20 protein-coding genes are annotated in these 21,597 nt (G+C 35.6%); 8 read left to right on the top strand and 12 right to left on the bottom strand.

The features are described from left to right. Window positions 1-5: 5 nt before the first annotated feature. From ATE49_RS18770 to ATE49_RS18760, 3 genes are all read right to left on the bottom strand, one after another. Window positions 6-1,268: a right-handed parallel beta-helix repeat-containing protein gene (locus ATE49_RS18770; RefSeq protein ID WP_065083349.1), complete on the bottom strand. Its 1,263-nt coding sequence runs from the start codon at window positions 1,266-1,268 to the stop codon at window positions 6-8. 7 nt (window positions 1,269-1,275) lie between these two features. Continuing rightward, window positions 1,276-4,032: a TonB-dependent receptor domain-containing protein gene (locus tag ATE49_RS18765; RefSeq protein WP_065083348.1), complete on the bottom strand. Its 2,757-nt coding sequence runs from the start codon at window positions 4,030-4,032 to the stop codon at window positions 1,276-1,278. 295 nt (window positions 4,033-4,327) lie between these two features. Next, complete coding sequence (locus ATE49_RS18760) at window positions 4,328-5,374, bottom strand: NAD(P)-dependent alcohol dehydrogenase (RefSeq protein WP_065083347.1); 1,047 nt, start codon at window positions 5,372-5,374, stop codon at window positions 4,328-4,330. Window positions 5,375-6,091: 717 nt separating this feature from the next. On the opposite strand from ATE49_RS18760, the gene ATE49_RS18755 reads away from it, so the two are divergent. The 3 genes from ATE49_RS18755 (at window position 6,092) to ATE49_RS18745 (ending at window position 8,031) form a co-directional block, all read left to right on the top strand. Beyond that, entirely contained in the window at window positions 6,092-6,355 is a 264-nt protein-coding gene (locus tag ATE49_RS18755; protein WP_143349679.1) for a hypothetical protein, read from the top strand. Between the two features lie 61 nt (window positions 6,356-6,416). After that, complete coding sequence (locus tag ATE49_RS18750; protein ID WP_065083345.1) at window positions 6,417-7,169, top strand: GLPGLI family protein; 753 nt, start codon at window positions 6,417-6,419, stop codon at window positions 7,167-7,169. After that, window positions 7,156-8,031, top strand: coding sequence for a GLPGLI family protein (locus ATE49_RS18745; RefSeq protein ID WP_081278515.1), 876 nt, complete (start codon window positions 7,156-7,158; stop codon window positions 8,029-8,031). Before ATE49_RS18750 ends, ATE49_RS18745 begins: the two co-directional genes overlap by 14 nt. An 11-nt stretch (window positions 8,032-8,042) precedes the next feature. On the opposite strand, the gene ATE49_RS18740 is transcribed toward ATE49_RS18745, so the two are convergent. The 3 genes from ATE49_RS18740 to ATE49_RS18730 form a co-directional block, all read right to left on the bottom strand. Further along, window positions 8,043-8,846 (bottom strand): helix-turn-helix domain-containing protein, encoded by an 804-nt coding sequence (locus tag ATE49_RS18740; RefSeq protein ID WP_065083344.1) that lies wholly within the window; start codon window positions 8,844-8,846, stop codon window positions 8,043-8,045. A gap of 17 nt (window positions 8,847-8,863) precedes the next feature. Further along, window positions 8,864-9,265, bottom strand: a complete 402-nt coding sequence (locus ATE49_RS18735; protein ID WP_065083343.1) for a GlcG/HbpS family heme-binding protein — start codon at window positions 9,263-9,265, stop codon at window positions 8,864-8,866. A gap of 78 nt (window positions 9,266-9,343) precedes the next feature. Further along, entirely contained in the window at window positions 9,344-10,132 is a 789-nt protein-coding gene (locus ATE49_RS18730) for an SDR family oxidoreductase (RefSeq protein ID WP_065083342.1), read from the bottom strand. A 191-nt stretch (window positions 10,133-10,323) separates the two neighbouring features. Here ATE49_RS18730 and ATE49_RS18725 point away from each other — a divergent pair, with 191 nt between their 5' ends. From ATE49_RS18725 to ATE49_RS18710, 4 genes are all read left to right on the top strand, one after another. Further along, window positions 10,324-10,704: a hypothetical protein gene (locus ATE49_RS18725; protein WP_065083341.1), complete on the top strand. Its 381-nt coding sequence runs from the start codon at window positions 10,324-10,326 to the stop codon at window positions 10,702-10,704. Between the two features lie 65 nt (window positions 10,705-10,769). Next, complete coding sequence (locus tag ATE49_RS18720; protein ID WP_059155497.1) at window positions 10,770-11,039, top strand: YHS domain-containing protein; 270 nt, start codon at window positions 10,770-10,772, stop codon at window positions 11,037-11,039. Beyond that, window positions 11,036-11,725 (top strand): SCO family protein, encoded by a 690-nt coding sequence (locus tag ATE49_RS18715; RefSeq protein ID WP_065083340.1) that lies wholly within the window; start codon window positions 11,036-11,038, stop codon window positions 11,723-11,725. Before ATE49_RS18720 ends, ATE49_RS18715 begins: the two co-directional genes overlap by 4 nt. Before the next feature lie 21 nt (window positions 11,726-11,746). Next, entirely contained in the window at window positions 11,747-12,427 is a 681-nt protein-coding gene (locus ATE49_RS18710) for a superoxide dismutase (RefSeq protein ID WP_065083339.1), read from the top strand. Between the two features lie 63 nt (window positions 12,428-12,490). Here ATE49_RS18710 and ATE49_RS18705 read toward each other — a convergent pair whose 3' ends face one another. From ATE49_RS18705 to ATE49_RS18680, 6 genes are all read right to left on the bottom strand, one after another. After that, a complete protein-coding gene (locus ATE49_RS18705) occupies window positions 12,491-13,213 on the bottom strand; it encodes an MBL fold metallo-hydrolase (protein ID WP_065083338.1) in 723 nt (240 codons plus the stop codon). 18 nt (window positions 13,214-13,231) lie between these two features. Then, window positions 13,232-14,434, bottom strand: coding sequence for an MFS transporter (locus tag ATE49_RS18700; protein ID WP_065083337.1), 1,203 nt, complete (start codon window positions 14,432-14,434; stop codon window positions 13,232-13,234). 215 nt (window positions 14,435-14,649) lie between these two features. Next, window positions 14,650-15,219 (bottom strand): DUF417 family protein, encoded by a 570-nt coding sequence (locus ATE49_RS18695; protein WP_058878578.1) that lies wholly within the window; start codon window positions 15,217-15,219, stop codon window positions 14,650-14,652. Window positions 15,220-15,290: 71 nt separating this feature from the next. After that, window positions 15,291-16,115 (bottom strand): AraC family transcriptional regulator, encoded by an 825-nt coding sequence (locus ATE49_RS18690; RefSeq protein ID WP_065083336.1) that lies wholly within the window; start codon window positions 16,113-16,115, stop codon window positions 15,291-15,293. 104 nt (window positions 16,116-16,219) lie between these two features. Beyond that, window positions 16,220-17,740, bottom strand: a complete 1,521-nt coding sequence (gene eptA / locus ATE49_RS18685) for a phosphoethanolamine--lipid A transferase EptA (protein WP_065083335.1) — start codon at window positions 17,738-17,740, stop codon at window positions 16,220-16,222. Beyond that, window positions 17,685-18,554 (bottom strand): phosphatase PAP2 family protein, encoded by an 870-nt coding sequence (locus ATE49_RS18680; RefSeq protein ID WP_065083334.1) that lies wholly within the window; start codon window positions 18,552-18,554, stop codon window positions 17,685-17,687. The genes eptA and ATE49_RS18680 overlap by 56 nt, the downstream gene beginning before the upstream one ends. A gap of 525 nt (window positions 18,555-19,079) precedes the next feature. On the opposite strand from ATE49_RS18680, the gene ATE49_RS18675 reads away from it, so the two are divergent. Then, complete coding sequence (locus ATE49_RS18675; protein ID WP_065083333.1) at window positions 19,080-21,467, top strand: TonB-dependent receptor; 2,388 nt, start codon at window positions 19,080-19,082, stop codon at window positions 21,465-21,467. Window positions 21,468-21,597 lie beyond the last annotated feature (130 nt).

The raw sequence follows: 21,597 nt of genomic DNA, 5'->3' as shown, positions 1-21,597 counted from the left end.
TTCTGTTATTGTCCGTATGCACCGATATAGGATGATGGTTCCGGAGATTCATAAAGTGTATTATTAATTGTAAGTCCTTTCGGGAAATTACGGATAATATTTGTGCTTCCTTTGCTTAGGGCAGGAGAGCCTGATGAAAGATGAAAATCCCATGCATCATTAAATAAAGCACTGGTATAGCTATTATTCAATGGATAATTCTTAAACTTAGGATCGTTTGCCTGAGGAGTTGTACTGATAATGTCATTGCTCCCGCTAAGGATATCACCATTATTGGGTGTAAATCCAGTTACAGCATCGGCTGAATAACCATAATAAAGGTTATTGGAAGACTTGGAGCGGATATCGGGTTTGTTTTTAGTATCCTGTTTGATACCAAATCTGGTATTGGCAAACAAAGTATTGTAAACTTCAGCATAAACAGAACTTTCCAGCCATATGGATCCGCCTTTAATATCGGGTCTTCTCCAGCCTGTATTGATAATAGTATTGTTATAAGTAACTACATGGGCCTGAGGTGAGCGGCCTCCGGAATTGGAAAGTTTTAGCGCATTGGTATTGTTGGAGAAGAATAAATTGTAACTAACATCGGCAAGTACTCCGGATTTAATGTTTACGCCTTCTCCGCCTTTATTTCCAGTGCTGTAAAATTTATTTTTGGAAATGATAAGCTCACCACCTTCTAGGTAAGTAGCATCATCGTGAAAATTGCGGATAATGGAATTGGTAATAACCAATTTTCCTTTGGTATTAGAGAACCATAGAGCAGGAAGGTTTTCACCAGCTTTTGCTTTATATAATCCCATTTTTACTGATGTTGAAGCCTCGGTAGTAGTGGCTCCGCCAAGTTCTATAATGGTATGATCCAGCAACATTTCAGTACAGGTAGGAGTCGCCAGAATTCCGCCCCATATCTGCCCCCATGAATCTGGTTTTCTGGTTTCAGCTGGACCTGTTATTTTTACAGGATTCACAACAGTTCCCATACTGTAAAGATTTCCTTTTACAACAAATTCCGGTTTTGTATTGGGATCCATAATTACAGTAACACCCTCTTCCAGGACCAGGGATTTTCCTTCAGGGACAATAATATCCCCGCTTACATATATTGTTGTGTTTTTGTTCCATATACCGAATACTTCTCCGTGTACACCACTGGTATTTGGAGCTTCTACAGATGTGTCCACCATAGAGTTGGCATTCTCACAGGATTGAGTAATACTCAGTAGAAGAGCTAAGGCGAATATTTTATAGTATTGTGTTTTCATTGTCTCTTTAGATTTTGAATTTTACCCCCAGTAAATAGGTTTGTCTGTAATAATCTTTACGAATAAGGGTTTCGTTATCAGATACCTTCTGATACGGAATATTTTGGTTTTCCGGATTGCTCCCTTTCATAAATAGCTCCATCGGTGTGTTCAATAGATTATTAGCCTTTAGGAATATTGTTACACCATTCTTCAGCTTCTTTTCTATAGAAAAATCCAGCTGCACAAATCCTTTTTGCCAGATATCATTATCCAGATACTGAGATATTGTATTAATTCTTTCACCTGTATAAGAACCGGCCAACTGTGCATCCCAGCCATTTTGTACATCTTTGTAGAGTAGGGAAAGATTGGCTATATGTTTACTTTGCCCATACAATGGCCTTTTCTGCATTACCTGAATGGTCTCCAGATCACCAGCCTGGTTTCTGATTTTCTGACTTTTAGGAGTTTCAATGTTACTATTGGTAAAGGTATAGTTGGCTTTGAATCCTATTTTATTGAAGAATTTTATAACATCTACTTCTACACCAAAATTACGAGCTGTTCCGAAGTTACCCGGGGAATAGAAAATATCCTGAGGTCTTGTAGGATCTGGCTGTAATGTATATTCGATAGGATTTTTAATCGTTTTGTGAAATACACCCACCATATACTGATCTGTTGCATTGGGAAAGTATTCGTACCTGAAATCCAGATTGTCTGCCAAAGCTCTTTTCAGATCGGGATTACCTCTTTCCTGAAATTCTTCATATACAATTCTGGAAGGTACTATTTCATAGAATCCAGGTCTGTTGACAGAGCGGAAATAGGTGGCTCTGAAGTTTTGATTGTGGTTGAGTGTATATTTTAAACTAAGGCTTGGCAGGTAATCTGTATACTTCTGATTCATTTCAGGTTTAGATTCTCCCTGTGGAAAGTAGAGTTTGTATCCCTGATTGGTGTTTTCCATTCTTAAACCTCCCGAAATATGAAGATCTTCTATCCTTGTATTAACCATTAGATAAGCAGCTGTTGTTTTCTCAGTAGCATCGTATGTTAAAGGGTTGGCTACTGCACCTTTTGGATTTTGTACCTCATAGTCTATATCCGTATAGCCTTGGTAATCAGTTCCCCATTGTGCTGTAGGATTTACAGGTTTTAATACGTAATTGTTGTAGAAACTGCTTCTTTTTTTATCTCTGTATAAACCACCAAATTTAATTTCAGATCTATTACCCAAATCCAACCCAAAATTCAGATACCCTGCATAATCATTATCAGTATTTCTTTGCCAGCTTCTACTGGCATCGGTTGGAGAAGTATGGTTTTCAGCAAAGTTTTTGCGTACCCCCAATGTACCGAAAAGGGCAGTGTCCGGAAGCTCATTACTGGCAGAAGATACAACTGCTGACCAGTCCATATTCAATAATCCAGGTACTAGTCTATGCTCGCCCTTTAAAGTAGAGTTCCATACTCTTTGTTGTTGCAAACGTGTTCTGTTTTGGTAGCTAAGTGAGGCATTTCCCAATGCAGGATCATAAACGGAATTAGAGAAATTGGTATTGAGGTTTTCTCTAAGCTGGGTATCTCTAAGCTGTACAAATAAGTTATATAAAGAGAGACTGTTGTTTTTGTTGAATTTATAGTCTAATTTGGTATGAATTCCCAACCTTTGCTGATTTTCGTAATAGTTTCTGTCACTTTGGGAAGTAAGCACAGCATACTTCATAACATCTACATTACTGGAATTAAAGAATTGACTTTCTGTAAGACGGCTATTGTTTTGGAAGCTTACAGCTCCTATGAATCCTAATTTCTGATTGAAAAATCTCTTTCCGTAAGAAACCCCACCACTAAAGTTAGGCATAGCGGTAACATTCTCTATTCTATAGTTGTTTCTTGGGAAATTTGCATTCTTAGCCTGATAATTTTTACCTCCTAATTCGTATGGAGAACGGAAATTAATCTGATCTGTTGGAAAGGTTTTAAATTTTCTGTCCATCAGCATCTGACTGTACCCCAATGCCAGGTTTACATTGATCTCCTCACGGGAAGGAGCATCTTTCATCACCATATTTATAGCTCCACCTACTGCATCACCTTCCATGTCAGGTAATAAAGATTTATAAACCTCCAGTCTGTCCAGTAGCTCAGCAGGGAATATATCCAGGGGAATATACCTGTTTTTACCATCAGGGCTGGGTATTTTCACACCGTTTACCAATGTATAATTATACCTTTTATCCATCCCCCGAAGGATAGCATATTGTCCTTCACCATTACTGCTTCGCTCTACCGAAATCCCGGAAACTCTCTGGATTACATTGGCAACACTAATATCCGGTGATTTGGCAATTGCAGCTCCGGAAACAATATTAACTACTTGTGGTAGCTTTTGCTCTCTCTTTCTGGCAAATGCGTCGGAATCAGCTTTTTTGTTTCCTTTAACACTAATCCGCTCAATCTCTTTTACTGCAGAAGTTCCCATAAACACTTCAACCTCATTCTTTTCCTCGGCAATAACAATTGTACTGTGAACTGTTTTAAAAGGATTGTAAGTAATAGTGTAAGTATATTGTCCCGGAGAAAGGTTTTTGAACTTAAATTCGCCATCCAGTCCGGAATAAGCTTTTTGTTTTCCGGGGAAGATCTGTACTTCTGCGCCGGTTACTACTTCTCCGGTTTCGGAGTTGAATATTTTACCTTTAAATTCCTGAGCCATTACCGCTGCTCCCGTAGTGCAGAGCGCAATGAACATAGTCTTTTGTAGAGCTGTTTTCATCCTCACTTTTTATAAAGGCAAAAGTATCGGTTAGAGGCTGAAACCCGATGAACAGGGCGTGAACTGTCTATTAAGGAACTGTAAATGGAGGAGGAGTAAAATGAATTTTTTGTTAAGTTTTTTAATCGGTTTCAGGGATAAAGAAGATCCGGGGAAATTAACAAGTATGAATTAAAGTGGCTGATAACCTGTCGCTTATTCATGAAATAAGTTTTGTTTTATTTAAAAGCACTAAAGAGCTAGATAAGTTTTATAATAAAAAGCTCTACTTTATGTAGAGCTTTTTAAATTTATATTAATTTGTTAATGTTTTGCTATCGATAACAAACCTATACCTTACATCACCTTTAAGCATTCTTTCGTAAGCATTTGTTATATCTTTGATATCGATGAGTTCAATATCTGAAACAATATTGTTCTCTGCACAAAAATCCAGCATTTCCTGAGTTTCTTTAATACCGCCGATACCAGAACCTGCAACACTCTTTCTTCCTCCCAGAAGCGGAAAAATTCCCAATTCCATTGGTTTGGAAGGAGCTCCAACACATATATGAACACCATCTGTTTTTAATAACGAGATATAAAGATTCATATCGTGTTCTGCAGAAACAGTATCCAAAATAAAGTCAAAGGAACCTTTTACAGCTTTCAATTGCTCCGGGGCACTTGTTACAACAAAATGATGAGCTCCTAATTGCTTGGCATTTTCTTCTTTTGAAGGAGAAGTGCTTAGAACCGTTACTTCGGCACCAAAGGCAACTCCAAATTTTACAGCCATATGTCCCAATCCTCCTAAACCTAGAACGGCTAGTTTATGACCTTTGCCAACTTTCCAGTGTCGGAGAGGAGAGTAGGTTGTGATACCGGCACAAAGTAATGGAGCAGTAGCTGCTAAATCTAATTTTTCAGAGATATGCAGAACAAACTCTTCTCTGACAACAATGGTATCAGAATAGCCTCCATAAGTAGGATGTCCGCTGCGGTCAAGATTGTTGTAGGTTTGTGTATTTCCTTCCAAGCAGTATTGCTCTAAATCATTTTTGCAGTTTTCACACTCCTGGCAAGAATCGACCATACAACCTACTCCTGCAAGTTCACCGACCCTGAAGTCTTTTACATGATCACCTACTTTAACAATTTTGCCTACAATTTCGTGTCCTGGTACCATTGGAAACAATCCGGGAAACCAATCATTTTTTATTTGATGCAGATCCGAATGACACACACCACAATACATAATTTCAATTTGTACATCATGAGCTCCAACCTCTCTTCTTTCAAAATTCCAAGATGCTAAATCAGAATTAGGGTCTTGAGCTGCATAGCCTTTTGTTTTAATCATAATAATAAGATTTGTTTATTCAAATGTAATAACTATCGGCAGAATTTTTATGTTCATATTACCTTTTTTGTAACCAGGGCAAAGAATTAATTTAGCGTTAAAATACAATTCTGTATATAAAAAATGATACTGTTCTTAAAACTTAATTCATTATCCGCAGCAAACTCTTCTTACAGTTTTAACTACATAATTTCCATTAGTATACGGGATAAACCCTAGACTGTTTCAGCAGTATAAAGACTCTTAGTGTTCAGTACCAGCATACTATTCCTTACGATTTTACTTTGTTTAACTTCTTAAATGTTAAATTTTTATTTAATCTGTCGTTAATTAATGAATAAGGACAGGCTTTATTTGTTTGTTAGGTTGATATGTGTCAAATTTGATTTGGAAAGGATGAAATATTTTTTTGTATGTATATGACATATAATGAATTAGTCCTTAATTGTTTATATGTAATACCGGGTTTTCAAATTCCGGAATGATGAAATTGAAATTTCAATCTTTAGCTTTCACTCACCATTAATAAAGAGAAATTTTTCAGATAAAAAACACTACCTAAAAATGTTGTTTATTATTACGATTTACTCCCACTCGTTTTTGTAGTGCGCAATACAAATAGAAATGTGTTTAGATAAACTCAAAATCAGGTTTATGGATTTAGGATAAAGTTTACATCCTAATATCTTAGTTTTAATGGGAACACACCTTATTATTATGAAAAAAATATTATTTATTGCAGCTTTAGGAATTGCAGGTATTATGAGTGCAGACAACTTTGTATCCCCAGAAAATAGTATGAAATTTAAATTTCAGGCAGAAGCACAATACATTTTTGGTACGTGTACCATGACGTTTACTGCCTATAATAGTGCAGGAGAAGCACTTTATTCCTGGACAGAGTACAGGCAGGCGGATAGCTATGAGCAATGCATGGATATGGGATTGAAAAGATTAAATGAGTTGAATAACAGGAGATAACCAGATGTTTTGTAATAATGGAACAATTAAATTCCATTATTACTTTATTAATTGCTAAATTATGAATAAGATAATCTGGTTATTATGTCTTTTACCTCTTATTCTGCCTGCTCAGAATTATCATGTGGAATATATTAATAGGAATTCTCCTCTAACAAGATTTAAGGAGAATTTATACATTCAAAAAGATAATTTTATTAGTATACGGGATTCCGTTGTAATTAGAGATGCTGAAAAAATAAAACAGCTACAGGACGGAACAGGTAATGGTTTTGGCTTTTTCACTAAAGATAAGTTGCGCCCTGTAATTTATTATAAAAGCAATAAGGATAATAATGTGATTATCAGAGACTATATAAAGGATAAGGTATATTTTATTAAGGATGAAATTCCTTTAATCCGATGGAATACTAATTATCCGGAGACAAAGATAATAGCAGGTTACGAGTGCAATAAAGCTACAACAATATTCAGAGGGTCAAAAATCGTGGCTTATTATACCAAAAGTATTAATATAAAGACCGGTCCCTATAAATTCAATGGATTACCAGGATTGATTCTGGAAGTATATGAAGAAAATAGTGATGCTAATCTATGGACGGCAACAAAAGTGGAGCCCTTGTCAGCTAGTTTTTCAGGTATGGTGATTCCGTCTGGTGTAAATATTATTAGCTTAAAAAGCTTCAATGACAGAGTGCAGAAGAAAAATGATGAAGATTTTGAAAAAATACTGGAAACAATACCCAAAGGTGTTGAAATAAAAAGAAATAAAACTGAAAGAAAAGGTATTGAAAAAAAATATGAATGGGAGTAGCAAAAAAATAATATTAGCTTTTACTGCAATTGTTTGCTCATTATGGTTTTATAGTGCTTTTGGGCAAAATTACAGGGTAACTTATGATTATATTTTTAAGAGAGATTCTGCGGAGATAAATTCTGTGGAGAAAGAAACAATGTTTTTAGATATCAGTAAAGGCGGTTCAGTATTTTTTAGCTATCCAAAATTTATATATGATTCATTAGTTACCAATAGATACATTAAAAACAGACACTCAGGGGATATTGACTTTTCAAATATCTATGACAAATCAAAAATTTCTTTTTCTGTCGAAAAAAAATATGTTAAGCATGAAGTTATCCTGAATACAGTTTTAGGAATTCAGAAATATACGGTTGCCGATGATATCAGTATTAAGTGGCAAATTGTGCAGGAAAAGATGATTTACAAAGAATTTAGCGTACAAAAAGCAGTGTGTGATTTTGGAGGCAGAAGATGGATAGCCTGGTATACAACTGAAATCCCGTTTTTGGACGGTCCGTATAAGTTTCAAGGATTGCCTGGACTGATTCTTAAAATTGAAGATACAGGAAAAAATCATGTTTTTGAATTTACGGGAATCAGGAATATGCACTCTTCTGAATCTTATTTTTTTCGGCTATATGAACCAGAAAAAGAAAGGATTACAAATCAAAAGTTTAACCTTTTATGGAAAGAATATAAAAAAGACCCCGGGAAAAATGTTAAAATGCTTTTGTATAATTCAGGCACAGGTATGAAAATTTCATGGAATGGTAGAGAGTCTACTGTAAGTGAAATGATTAGAAATACAGAAAAAAACGCACAACAAGATTTAATCAGAAATAACAATTTTCTGGAACTTTCTCTCTACAGATAGAAGAAATCATTTCATATTTCGGAAGTTGTTTTACCAAACTTTTGTTTGAAGGTAAAATAAAAGTGCGAAAGATTTTCAAATCCCAAATCCAGATAGATATCGGCGGGTTTCTGTTTTTGATGTTTAATCAGATAATAAGCTTCGTCCAGACGCTTGTTTCGCAGCCATTGCTGGGGTGGAGAGTTAAATACTTTTTCAAAATCCCTTTTGAAACCTGAAAGACTTCTGCCAGTAAGCCTGGCAAAAGATTCTGTAGATACATTAAATTTATAATTAAGATTCATAAACTCCTCCAGATCTATTTTATAAGGCTGGGAGAAATCAAATAAGAGATGTCTGAAATCAGGATTGCTTTGTAATAATAGTTCAAGAGCTTCTCTTATTTTTAGATTAGCGAGATTAGAATCAATATTTATATCCTGATCGATATAAGGAATTAGTGAAAGGAAATAATATTTCAGAAAATTGTTGGGTTCAAAGAATAGCTCGGGCATACTTTCAGAATGTCCCTCTGTTACAATTTTATACTCCAATGCATATTGTTGTAACACTTCTTTATCCAATGTGATAGATAAGAATTCATATTTGCCTTCTTTTGAAGGATATTTTGTTGAGCGGATCAGTTGATTTTTTCTTACCAGTACAACGGAACCTTCAGGAACGATGGTATTACCCCGGGCATGTTGTGCATGAGTTTCTCCAGATAGTTGGAATCCCAGGAAGTGTTCCGGAATAAATTCTTCCTGCCCTGTGTACTTTTCGAATGCACAGGAGTAGACCAGTTTATCAAATACTATATCCTTCTGACCTTCCATTTTGCTAATATCTTAAATTATAACGGTATATAAGTGCCAGCATAGGCAATTTCTTTATCCTGCTCAGGAGTTCCACCAGAAACGCCTATTGCTCCAATAATATTCCCTTCTTTGTTTTTTAGAATCGTGCCGCCTGGTATAGTTAATAAACCATTATTGGAATTTATCATTCCATATCCGTGTATAGACGAGCCGGCAATCATACTTCCCATTATATCACTATCGGTTCCGAACATTATAGCTGTTTTTGCTTTTTTTATGGCAAAATCTATAACGCCATATACACTGTCCAATCTCGCAAGCGAAACCAGATGCCCTCCGGTATCTACAATTGCGATGCTTACCGGAATTCCGAGTTCTTTAGATTTTTCAATAGAAGCATTCATCACTTTTACTGCTTCGTTATATAATATATTCATTGTCTTTGTGTTTTAGTTAATGTTTATGCTATACAGGCAGACAAAAAATCTGCCTGTAAGCTTTAGAAAAGAGATAAGTTAGCTTTTGGCATTCCAGGCATCAGCTTGTAATTGTTTTACAAAATCTTCCGTTTCTTTTGGATGTACATTTCTGAAGTTTGACTGATCGTCAAGAGCTACATTTACAATAACTTCAGCCATAGATGTAGGATCAAGCTGGTGGGCCAGAGAATCTGAGGCACTATCGAATGCCGAAGAAGGAGTGAAATTTACATTAGGATCGTACCAGCGGAATATAGAATCCACTCCGCGGTCATTAAATCCTGTACCAAAAACTCCGGGATTGCAGGTTGCTACCTTAATGCCAAAAGGTTCCAGTTCTGTTTTAAGTCCTTCTGCAATTGCTTCTAGTGCATGTTTGGAAGCGCAGTAAGCGGCAACATAAGGAACAGTCCATAAGCCACCCATGGAAGAAGTGAATACAATTTTACCAGATTTTTTAGCAACAAATTTTTTGATGAATCCTTGTGCCAATTCCAGTGCTCCGAAAACATTTACATCAAACATTGAACGTATCAGATCCAACGGTTGCTCTGATATAGGTCCTCCTTCCATAATTCCGGCATTGCTAATGAGGATATCTATGTCGTATTTTTTATGAATATAGTCAATATCACGCAGGTTGGTGATATCAAGTTTATCTACCGTCAATTCGATTCCTTTCTCCTTAGCCTCCGTTATAAGATCACTCATCTGAGGATAGGTCTGGACTGTAGCAATTACGTTGTGTCCCTTTTTAGTGAGTTGAAATGCTGCTATTTTCCCAAAGCCACTTGCTGCTCCGGTAATTAAAATGGTCTTGCTCATATAAATTGTGTTTTAAATGTTACAAAGCAAAATTGAACCAAATAGTTATAAAATTTATTGTTGTAAAGTTCAGTTTTATATTGCTATAAAGTCCATGTATTTAGCGTTTATAATACCTGCGTATGACTTTCATCAGATAATGAATAAAAACAGATTTTGTATTTGTACCTTTGACTGACAAAAGCTGGTAATTGAAGTCTCTTATTTCGATATTCATCATATTTACAATCGCATTACGTCCTGTATTGCCATTATTAGACTATGCTCTGAATTACGATTATATTGTAAACAGACTTTGCGAAAACAGAAATCGCCCGCAATTAGACTGTAATGGTATATGTTACCTGTCTAAAGAGCTGGTAAAGGTATCGGACAGTTCTCCAAAACAGGAGAATTCCAAGATTAATATTTCCAATTTTATCGATGCTTTTATTGTAAATGAGACTTTTACTTTTAAGTCATTGTTTAACAATATGACTCATAAAGTAAAACCAAGCGTTTACTATTCAGATTTCTACGACTTTACTTCACAGACCAGAATATTCAGACCTCCTTTGGTTTCGTTATTTTAATTTTTACAACAAAATGCTTTTAAATCTAAAGCATTGGATTTTAGTTTATAATTTATCGAAAAATAATGAAACAATATATATTGGTGATGCTGTGTTCAGTATCAATTTTCTCCTGTGCAAAACAAGAACCGACTGTAAAACACGTAATGAAAGCTGGAGAAGGACCTAATCTGAAAAATGTAAAGGTGGTAAATGAAGATGACCCGGTGTGTCATATGAAAACTGCAGAGTTTTTGAAAGATACAGCCGTTTACAAAGGTAATGTCTATGGGTTCTGTAGTGACAATTGTAAGAAGACCTTTAAGAAGAATCCTGATAAATATGTACAAAAATGAAGAGCAGTAGCAAAAGGAAGCCTCAGCAGTCTTCAAGGGCTAAAATTGTAGTTCCGTTGATCGTACTGGCGGTGGTATTTGTAACGATTGGTTTGGGAATAGGTTATTTTAAAAGAGATCTTTATACTGTAATGAAGGTTCCTGAATTTAATCTTACTGATCAGAACAACAAGAAAATAAATAACCATGATATGCTGGGGAAAGTTTATTTGGTGGAATTTTTCTACAGCAGATGTCCTACTATCTGCCCTGTAATGAATCAGAACATGCGGCATATAGAAGATGAGGTTAATAATCCAAATTTTGGAATTATTTCTATCAGTATTGATCCAACGAATGATACACCTGAAGTACTGAAAAATCATGCTGCAATGATGGGAGCTAAATCTCCAAACTGGCATTTTCTTACAGGTGGCAGAGATTATATCGGGAAAATTGCAGACCAGTTTAATATTTATGTAGGGGATAAAGAAGATGAAGCCGAAAGCCTTAATCACAGTGGTATGATCGCCTTAGTAGATCAGCAGGGTAATATACGCAGCAGATATGGCAAAGACGGAATGCCTATTTTGTATTATTCCGGACTCAACTATGAAGATCCACAAGGAAAAAATACCCAGCTGAATGGTAAATACCATCCGGACAGGGAATTATTGATAGAAGACATCAAAAAACTTTTGAAATAACGAATCATAAAATACAACACTATGAAATTATTTGGAGCAGCCACATTAGGATTTGTACTTGTGGCACAGCTGGTATCAGCACAATTTAAGCAGGTACCATTACCTTATGCATATAATGCATTGGAAGGATCAATTGATGCACAAACAATGGAAATACATTACAGTAAACATGGTGCAGCATATGTAGCAAACTTAAATAAGGCTATTGCCGGAACATCTTTGGAGAAAGAGAGTCTTGTGAAAATACTTTCCGGAATCTCAAAACAGAGCCCGGCGGTAAGAAACAATGCTGGTGGCCACTATAACCATGAGCTATTCTGGACAATCCTTACTCCTGAAAAGAATACTCAGCCATCAGAGAAACTAGCGAAAGCTATTAATCAATCTTTTGGTAGTTTCGATGCCTTTAAGGAAAAAATGAGTAAAGCAGGAGCAGATCGTTTTGGTTCTGGTTGGGCATGGCTTATTGTAACACCAGAGAAAAAACTAGCAATTACTTCTACTGCAAATCAGGATAATCCATTAATGGATATTGCTGAGGTGAAAGGTATACCTGTTTTAGGAATCGATGTATGGGAGCATGCCTATTACCTGAAGTATCAGAATAAAAGAGCTGATTACCTAAGTGCAATATGGAATGTAATTAACTGGAAAGAGATTAATAAGAGATATGAAGCTGCTTTAAACGGAAAAACTGAATAATCTTAGTTCAGACGTTAATCTATAAAAAAACACCACTGATTATAAGTGGTGTTTTTTATTGCTTTATAATGAGAGTAATGGATATTCCATATCATGATAAAATAAGATTTTCCAATTTTCTTCCTTTGCCTGTTTTTCCCATTTTATGCGGTCCTGTAATGCTTTTTTGCCATCATAATCCGACTTATACGCTAAATGGTATTTGAAATAAGTACTTTGAGGCAGATTGTCAGCGCCATAAAAAGCAGTTTCATTATTTTCTTTAATCCAGAAAACCTGATGAAAAGGAGAGTGCCCTCCGGTGACTTCAAAAGATATTTCATCTGTAATATTTCCTCTGTTTTCATTCATCCATACTAGTTGAGAATGCTGTACTGTAAATCGTAAAATATCCAAATCATAAGAAGGGCTGCCTTCTTTTGTGAGTGCAAAATTATACTCTCTTTCCTGAAGATATATTTCAGCATCCGGAAAATTTAATTCCATACCCTCCGAAGTTCTGTTAACTAGCCCGCTGATATGATCTTTATGAAGATGAGAAAGCAAGATCTTATTGATTTGTTCTGGTTTTATTCCGGCCTCAGCAAGCTTTTGAAAGATTTTCTGCATATTGCTTTCTTTCCATCCGATACCGGCATCCAGTAATATATAGTCCTGTCCGGTGATAATAAGAAAGGGCTGAATAGCCATTTTTAACCCGGGGGATATGCCTGCATTTTCTAATAATACAAACTCTTTTTGAGAATTAACAGAAAAGTTACCTTCTTTTAAAGGGATAATCTTCATGTATTTTTTATGTTTTTCTTAATTAATTTGATTTTGATTTGTCCTGTTGCTTTTCGCAGTAAGGAAGAATGTTATGAGAATAACAAACATAAGAAACAGAATAAAGCCCATCCATGAAGTTGCATGCAAAAGGTAACCTGTACCACTTCCAAGCACACTGGAGCCAAGATAATATACCAGCCAGTAAATGGATGTGGCTGAACTTTTTCCTTCTTTAGCATGCATAGCAACCATTCTGCTGGCCATGGTGTGTACTGCAAAAAATGAAAAAGTAAGCAGTGCAAGACCTATGATAAGTATATAAATGTGTTTAGAAAATAGCATTACAACCCCAATAAACATGCTCATGATAAAAACCTTCAGAATATTCTCCGGAGCATATCTTTTTACCAGTCTGCTGGTGGCCATTGTACCAAATACACCAAAAGTATACATCAGAAAGATAAAGGCAACAAAAATATGGTGTAATGAGAATGGAGGAGTTTCGAGACGAAATGTAAGATAGTTGTATACGCTTACAAATACACCCATCAGTAATGCTGCAATACCATATAATCTAAGCATATAAGGATCCGATAGGAACCTTCTCATCTGTTTGAACTTCTGGATAAAATCGGTTTTCTGTGGTGTGAAAAAATGTGATTCAGGGAAAAATTTCCAAAATATAAGCCCCAATAATAAACTTTCGATTCCTATCACGAGAACAGCCGCCTGCCAGCCCAGTTCTCCGGAAACAATTGTAGCCAGTATTCTACCGCTCATCCCCCCAATTGTATTACCGCTTACATACATGCTGATGGCAAGCCCCACAATAGCCAGATCTACTTCTTCGGTAAGGTAGGCAAGGGCAACTGCTGAAACTCCTGATATTACAAAACCTTTAACAACGCCGATTGCAATTAGTAAAGTAAGACTTTCTATACGGGCTGAAATTATAGTAAGTATAGCAGAAGCCAATAAAGAAAACACCATAAGTTTTTTCCTCGAAAACTGGTCAGCTTTAAAAGCAAAGAAAAAAAGACCTATAGCCATTCCTATTGTTGCAGAAGAAACTAATAACGAGCTGTCACCAACAGAACGGTTGAAATGTTCAGCAACCATAGGAAGCAACGGTTGAAATAAATAGAGCTGTGCAAATACAGAAAGCCCTGAAAGAAAAATACACAGTTTTATATTTCTGAAACGCTTGCTGTCTTTTTTTGTTTTTGTGGTAATGCTCATTATAGATATCCGTATAGGAACTTACGTTTTAGAGATATATGCGTTATACGGTGGTGCTAATTTCTGCATATTTTCTAAATATGAAAAGCACTTTATTTGTAGATTATCTATACAGCATTTAGATAATTTTTATAATTATGACATTTGATATAACCTTATAGATTCAAAGAACCTATAAGGCATATGTATTTAAATATTTTAGGATAAGTATCAACCTATTTTTTCAAAAGCTGCCTTGCAGATTCCGAAGCAGTAACCAATCCAGCAGCCATCATAATAATATCTTTCAGAACCAGTCGTCCGGCACCAGAAAGATAAGGGAAACCATATTGTGGAGTAGGGAAGTCACCGCCCAGATCAGGAACATAAACCTCCGGAGTGGTGATCAGGAATGACAAGGTGACAAGAGACATCAGGAAAGTCAGAATGCCTCCATACAGGCCAAATTTAGGAATCCATATACCACCTAAATTTAGTAAACCAATTAATATGATAACAGTGCCAAGTCCGTATGCAAAAATATAAGTGCCATTGGCTTTATTCCATTCAATATTTTTTTTCAACATTTTTCCTTCGGGATTCTTATAGTCTTGATATTCCGGAGCTTTCTTCTGGTACAAAAAACTCATGAAGGGGCTATTGGCAACGAAAGGAACAATACCATCTGCTTCATATTGGAAAGCCTTCAGACCACCAATCCATGCCATAACTATAAAAACAGAAATACGGAGAATATTGATAAAATAGTGCTGCCCGTTGACCAGTAAGTGAAGTAAATTTTTCATGTTCTTTTTTTATTACAAAGCTATTGCCTGTAATATTCTGATGACATGGACAAATTCGTCTTTGTCGTGTACTATTCCGCTACAATGGAAATTCCCGTTTTGGTTCTGAACTCTGATGGAGAAACACCAACATTCTTTTTAAAATAGCGGCTGAAATAATGTTCGTCTTGGAAATTTAATTGTACAGCAATTTCCTTTATAGAAAGGCGGGTAAGGTGTAATAGCTTCTTGGATTCCAGGACGACACGTTCCTGAATAAATGCAGAAGGCGTTTTACCCAGCTGGTTTTTTATTTTTTTGCTAAAGCTATCTGTACTGAGGTGAAGCTTTTCTGCATAAAAATTAACTGATTTTTCCTGAGAAAAATTTTCTTCCAGCAATTTCTGGAATTCGCTGCCTTCATTATTTTCAACCGTTAAAACTATAGCTGTATTATCTTCAATATAAGATTTCTTTACTTTACTGGATAGTGCGAGGATAACCTGTAGATAAGCTTTTATTACGGCTTCTGAAAAATCAGAATGATCATTGAGTTCCTTTTCTATTTTCAGGATAATTCCTTCAATTTCTTCAAGAGATTCCGGACTTAGACCAACATAAGGTAACAGATAGATATTATTGAATAATAATCCATTGCAGGCAACCTCCTGTTTATGATACTCTATACAATAAAAATCTCCATGAAACAAAAGCTGGATTATTACTTCAGAAGATTTTCCTGCCCATGTAATATGCTGATAAGGGCTAAGGAACAATAATGCCGGAGTTGTAATCTCATAAGTAGTGAAATCTACTATAACTTTTGTTGGACCCTGAATTAGAAAAACCTGATAAAAAGCTTTATGTTGCGGGTCCTGATTTGTTTCAGTAGTGATATGATTAATCTGAATCAGCATATCAGAAGCAGATATTTTTTTATGAATGATTGATGTCTAAAGTTATCAATTTTTTTTAATACTGTGCGATAATTGCACACTACGGATGAACTTAAGAATATTAATTATTTAAAAATGTTCATTTTTTCATCATAAATAGGGCTTTGCACCCCTAAAAAGTTTAGAACACTGTGAAATACTTGATTCTGAGAAACAGTATTGCTAGGTTTCAGCTGTTTTGAGCCATCAGATACCCATACAATAAAAGGAATTTCATATTGTTCTTTTGGTGCAATACTGATGGGAACCCCATGCATGTACAGGTTCTTTTCACCTAAAGATTCTCCATGATCCGACACATACATCATGGCACTGTTGTAGCCATTTAGCTGTTTCAGATCTTCAATTATACTGTGTAAAATATAGTCTGTGTACACAATAGTATTATCATAAGCATTGATGAGCTGTTCTTTAGAACAGTTCCCTAACTCCACACTATTACAGACAGGTTTAAAAGTTTCAAACCGTGAAGGGTATTTTTTGCTGTAAGTGGGACCATGGCTTGTGCTGGTATGTAAAATGATTAGTATTTTATTCTTTTTGCTGGCCATTATTTCCTCTTTTAATCCGTTTAAAAGAACGCCATCGTAACCACAATCTTCACCTTTACATTTTGCTTCCAGACTCTCTTTGTTCTGGTAGTTTTTAATATGCACAGGAGGCTCACCCCAATTGGTTGTCTTCCAGATTACATCTACATCATTTCGGGATAAATAATTGGGCAGAATCTCATACAGATCGTCGGTGTTTTTATGCTCCAAAATACACTTTACACCGGCAGTGGTATAGGTTGCACAAGATGTGGCATTGAAACTATGTACTCCGGGAGTTTTAGAAAGCAGGGGATTGGTATTTTTCTTATACCCATATAGCGAAAAATTCTCTCTTCTTGCGGATTCTCCTATAACAAGTACCATAACAGACTTTTGGGTATCCTTTATTTTAGCGTCTGGTAATAATATTTCTTTTTCATTCTTTTTAGCCTGATGGATATAAAAGAGAGAAATATTGACTGAATAAGACCAGGGCATTGCAAGCCCTCCCAATGTTTTTGAATTTTTATCAATCCATAGCCAGTTGCTTGCATTGGCAAATGCCAGAATAACCATGAACAGTAATGTGAGTGATGAGGTAATCAGAAATTTCTTTGGTACTTCTTTTACAATCTTTGTTCTGATGATAAATACAGAAGGGAGTATTCCAAGTATAATAAGGTATAATATCAGTTTATAAGAGAAAAAGCTGCTGGACTCTTCGTAATTGGTATTGAGAATATTTCCAATCATACTCTCATCTATTATCACACTGTAGGTATTGATAAAATAAACCGCAATAGAGTTAATGATAAAAAATAAGACCAGCAAAACCTTTCCTGCAATGCGCGACAGAAAAAGAATAAGATAAAAAGTAAAGAAGTTTGCGGCCAGCATTAATATGACCAGGCTTATTATAATACTGAAGCCACTAAAGGTTTTGTAATCAACATTAGCTACGACAAACTTAAAAAACGGAAGATGAAATAATAGAAAATTAAGAAAGCTTATTAATAATGAAAAATCTCGTAATTTTAAATTTCTTTTTAGCATATATATTGGTAATTATATGGAGTACAACCATAAGATTAATGAGTGATAAATAAAATATGATCAACTTTTCATTAATAAGCTTATTGATTAAAACAATACTACAAATTGCAATAACTAGCATGAAAACAGGATAATACCTCTTGTCGCTTATCCATGTCCATGTTTTATATTTCTGGTTGATAAATATACCTAAAATTCCCGATAGATAGCCAAGTACACCACCTGCAATAACATCTAAAGGATAATGAGCTCCAACACCTACTCTTGTAAAAGCAATCATGAGTCCTGCAAACGTAAATGTAGCAATCCAGATAATTTTATAATTTAGTTTTTTAGGCATAAACGAAAATAATAAAACGGTAAGGATCGTAAAAATAGTAATAGAGTGCCCGGAAGGTAAGCTATTATGTCCCGATAATGTTTTTCCTATAATCGTAAAGCTATTATTATCAAAAACCGCAGCAGGTCTTGGTACCGCAAATAAAGTTTTTATAGGGGTACAGAATACTGCTGAAATTATTGAAGCAGTTATTAATGCCCCCCATACTTTTGGCGCATAGACAATAAGAATAGTTAAAAACGATAAAAATACAAGTGCATCGCCCAACTGGGTAAGATTATACTGCACACTTGGATATTGAGATAGTTTGGAATTGATGAGAAAAAATAATGGAGTCTGAAGTTGTATATAAGATCCAATATTTAGAGACCCTGTGATGTAAAGAAAAAGAATACATAAAGCAACCAGAACCACCGGCACATAAAATAGATATAGATGAAGTTTAATGTAATTATCAGTAGTAGTTTTGTGCATAGTGTTTAATTTTTAATCTAGTCTTCTTTATGGGCTGCAATGTACACAATATTAATTAATTATATAGTGTTTAATTTTTATTTGTGTGTTATTTTTATCAATGTTGTTTAACTATAATTTGTCTTTTTATACTACACTAACCTACAACGTTATATTTTTTTGCAAAAATAGGGTGCAGCAGATTTAGTTGTATATTATTTAATGTTCATATTATAAGCGATTTATGTTTGATGATGTTCATATTGGCTTAACATTTCTTGATTCGATAATTATCTTAATATGATGCTGCAAATAAACTATAACATCTTTAGAGATTTAAATTTAAATGATGAATGGGTAAATAAAGGTGATGTAATGCGTTTATTGAATGTTGAGAATAAAATATCATGCTGCTAATATTTATTTTACTGATTTCTAAGGTTAAAAAAGAATTAAGGAAATAATATTCCATTTCAATAACGCAACTGTGTTGCGTTATTGAAATGGAATGTATAGCTTTGCCCCCATATTAAAATATGATTATACATGAAGAATGCTGTTATTTTTTTAATGGGGAGTTGTTTTATTTCGTACTCTTCCAGCCTGAAAGCTCAGGAAAAAACTGCCGGTAAGGATCCGGTGAAAAACATTGAGTCAGTCAATATTTCCGGAAAACAAAACCTGGATGCGCTGACTGTACCCAGAAAAATCTTAGATTTTATACAATCCGGCACACTTGGTGAAACTTTAAGTAAAATTCCCGGAATTCAGAATTCTTACTATGGACCCAATTCCGGAGCTCCCGTAATTCGAAGCCTTAGCGGGAACAGAGTAAGAGTATTGGAAAATGGTGTTGCAGTAAACGATCTCTCAGGAATCAGTCCGGATTTGAATATTGATACTGAAATTAATAATGTGCAGAGTATCACAGTATATAAAAGCTCGGCGGCAGTATTGTACGGTGGTAAAGCTATTGGTGGGGCTGTTGATCTGGAAACAGACTATATACCGCGACAGCTCCCTGCAAAAGCTTTCGAATTCAAAGGTTTTCTTGAAGGCGGAACTAATAGCGGTCAGAGACAGGGATTTTCAGCAAAAGGTAAAGTTGGAAAAAACTGGGCATGGACGGTAGGTGCAAACAATTATAAACAGGATGTTGTACGGATTCCCGGATCTTCCAAAGATCCCCGTTGTTACGATCCGCAGCTGGTAGGGTTTGACAGCGGACTACAGGCAATGTGCCAGCTGGACGTGCGTTCCAGAAATGTACTGAATAAAAGTCTTTTTCCTTATATAGACCAGTTCGCAAAAGACCATTTTGTAGAATATGAACTTTCGGAAGATGACCTTTATACTTTCAGACCAACCTACAGGAATTCAAAAGACGGAAAGGATTATCCGAATCCTAAAAACGATTTATACATCCCCGGTCAAGATCCTACGAAAGACCGTTACACACGAGAAGTAAACAGTATAAAAGATTTAGGTCCCGTAAAAGACGGTGAGATCACAAACAGCCATTCGGAGAGAAATTCTTTTCATATTGGTACCGGTTATGTTGGGGAGTCCTTTTATGTAGGTGCTGCTTATCAGAATTCTTACTCCTATTTTGGTGCTCCAGGTTATGCAATGCCAAAGATGCCGGAGCATTCACATGGTAATAAGCCTCAGGAAAAAATAGATTATCTTCCGATTAATGTAATGAGCTTAACGCATAAAGCCATGCTGGAATCTGCTTATAAATTCCGAAATTTCTCTTTGGCCAGTATAAAACTGAGCTATATGGGTGTTTTTTCCGAGAACACAGAAATGCTGGGTAGGAGAAGAGCTAATCAGCTGGATGTAAATCAGCATAACGGGCGTATAGAATTTGTACAGCAAAAGATGAAATTCTTAACAGGAACAACCGGTGTGGAAGTACAATACCGAGAAATGGATGGCAGTGGAAACCTGCGCTATTTACCCAATAATATCAGCCGTGAAATAGGCTTCTATACGATGCAGCATCTTAACTTTAATTTTCTTGAATTCGATCTGGGATACCGCAACGATCATGTACAGCGAAGAGCGGATGCAGATAAAAACTATGTAAGAAGTCGTGGTATGTCTGGTGGAAAACTCTCTGACAGAGATTTTACTCTAAATCAGTATCATGCGGGAATGACGTGGAATATATTTGAAAAAGCTTATTTGAAAGCACAGTATAACCACTCTGAAAGGGCTCCCGAAATAAATGAGCTGTATGCCGGAAACAATCATTATGCGCTAATGGTAGAAGAAAACGGAGACGACAGACTAGATAAAGAAGTTGCAAAAACATGGGAAATAGGAGGTGGACTAAATCTAAAGAATGTGCGGCTGGCAGCGAGCTGGTATCATACAAAATATGATAATTATATTTATCTGGCTCATACAGGAATTTCCAGAGCCGGAGGATTTTCGGTAAAAGAGTGGCGTAGTGATAACACCGAAATCAATGGTATAGAAGTAGAAGCAGCATACAAATTTGACCTGACTAAATTCGGAAAATGGGAGGTTGGTTCCTATTTTGACCTGGTACGGAATATAAGTGTAGCCGATTCTTCCATCAGAAAATGGAGTGATGGAGATTATATGCCGAATATGCCAACCAGCAGATTCGGATTTAATCTGGCAGGTACTATTGATAGATTTAGTCTCAATGTATCTCTGGATCATTATATGAAACAAAAATATCTTGGTAAAAATATCAACCCGGAACTTCCTATGCCGGCATATTCGCTTTTAAATGCACGTATTTCTTATGAAAGTACCTTAAGTAATTTGAATATTGAATATTATATTACCGGAAATAATCTGTTGAATAAAGAGGCCAGACCACAAAATTCACCTCTGAAATTTTTGGCTCCGTTACCGGGAATTAATATTTCTGTGGGCGTAAAGATAAAAGTTTAACAGACAAAAATTTATATAACACTAATATGGCCTTTACCAAATTAAGTAAAGGCCATTGTATTTAGTATTTAGTATTTAGTATTTAGGACTTTAGGCTTTATCAGATAATGCCATTATCTAAAAAAAATCA

The sequence above is a fragment of the Elizabethkingia miricola genome (assembly GCF_001675285.1).
In the GTDB taxonomy this organism is placed as follows: Bacteria; Bacteroidota; Bacteroidia; order Flavobacteriales; family Weeksellaceae; genus Elizabethkingia; species Elizabethkingia miricola.
This window is presented reverse-complemented; position numbering and strand designations above follow the sequence as displayed.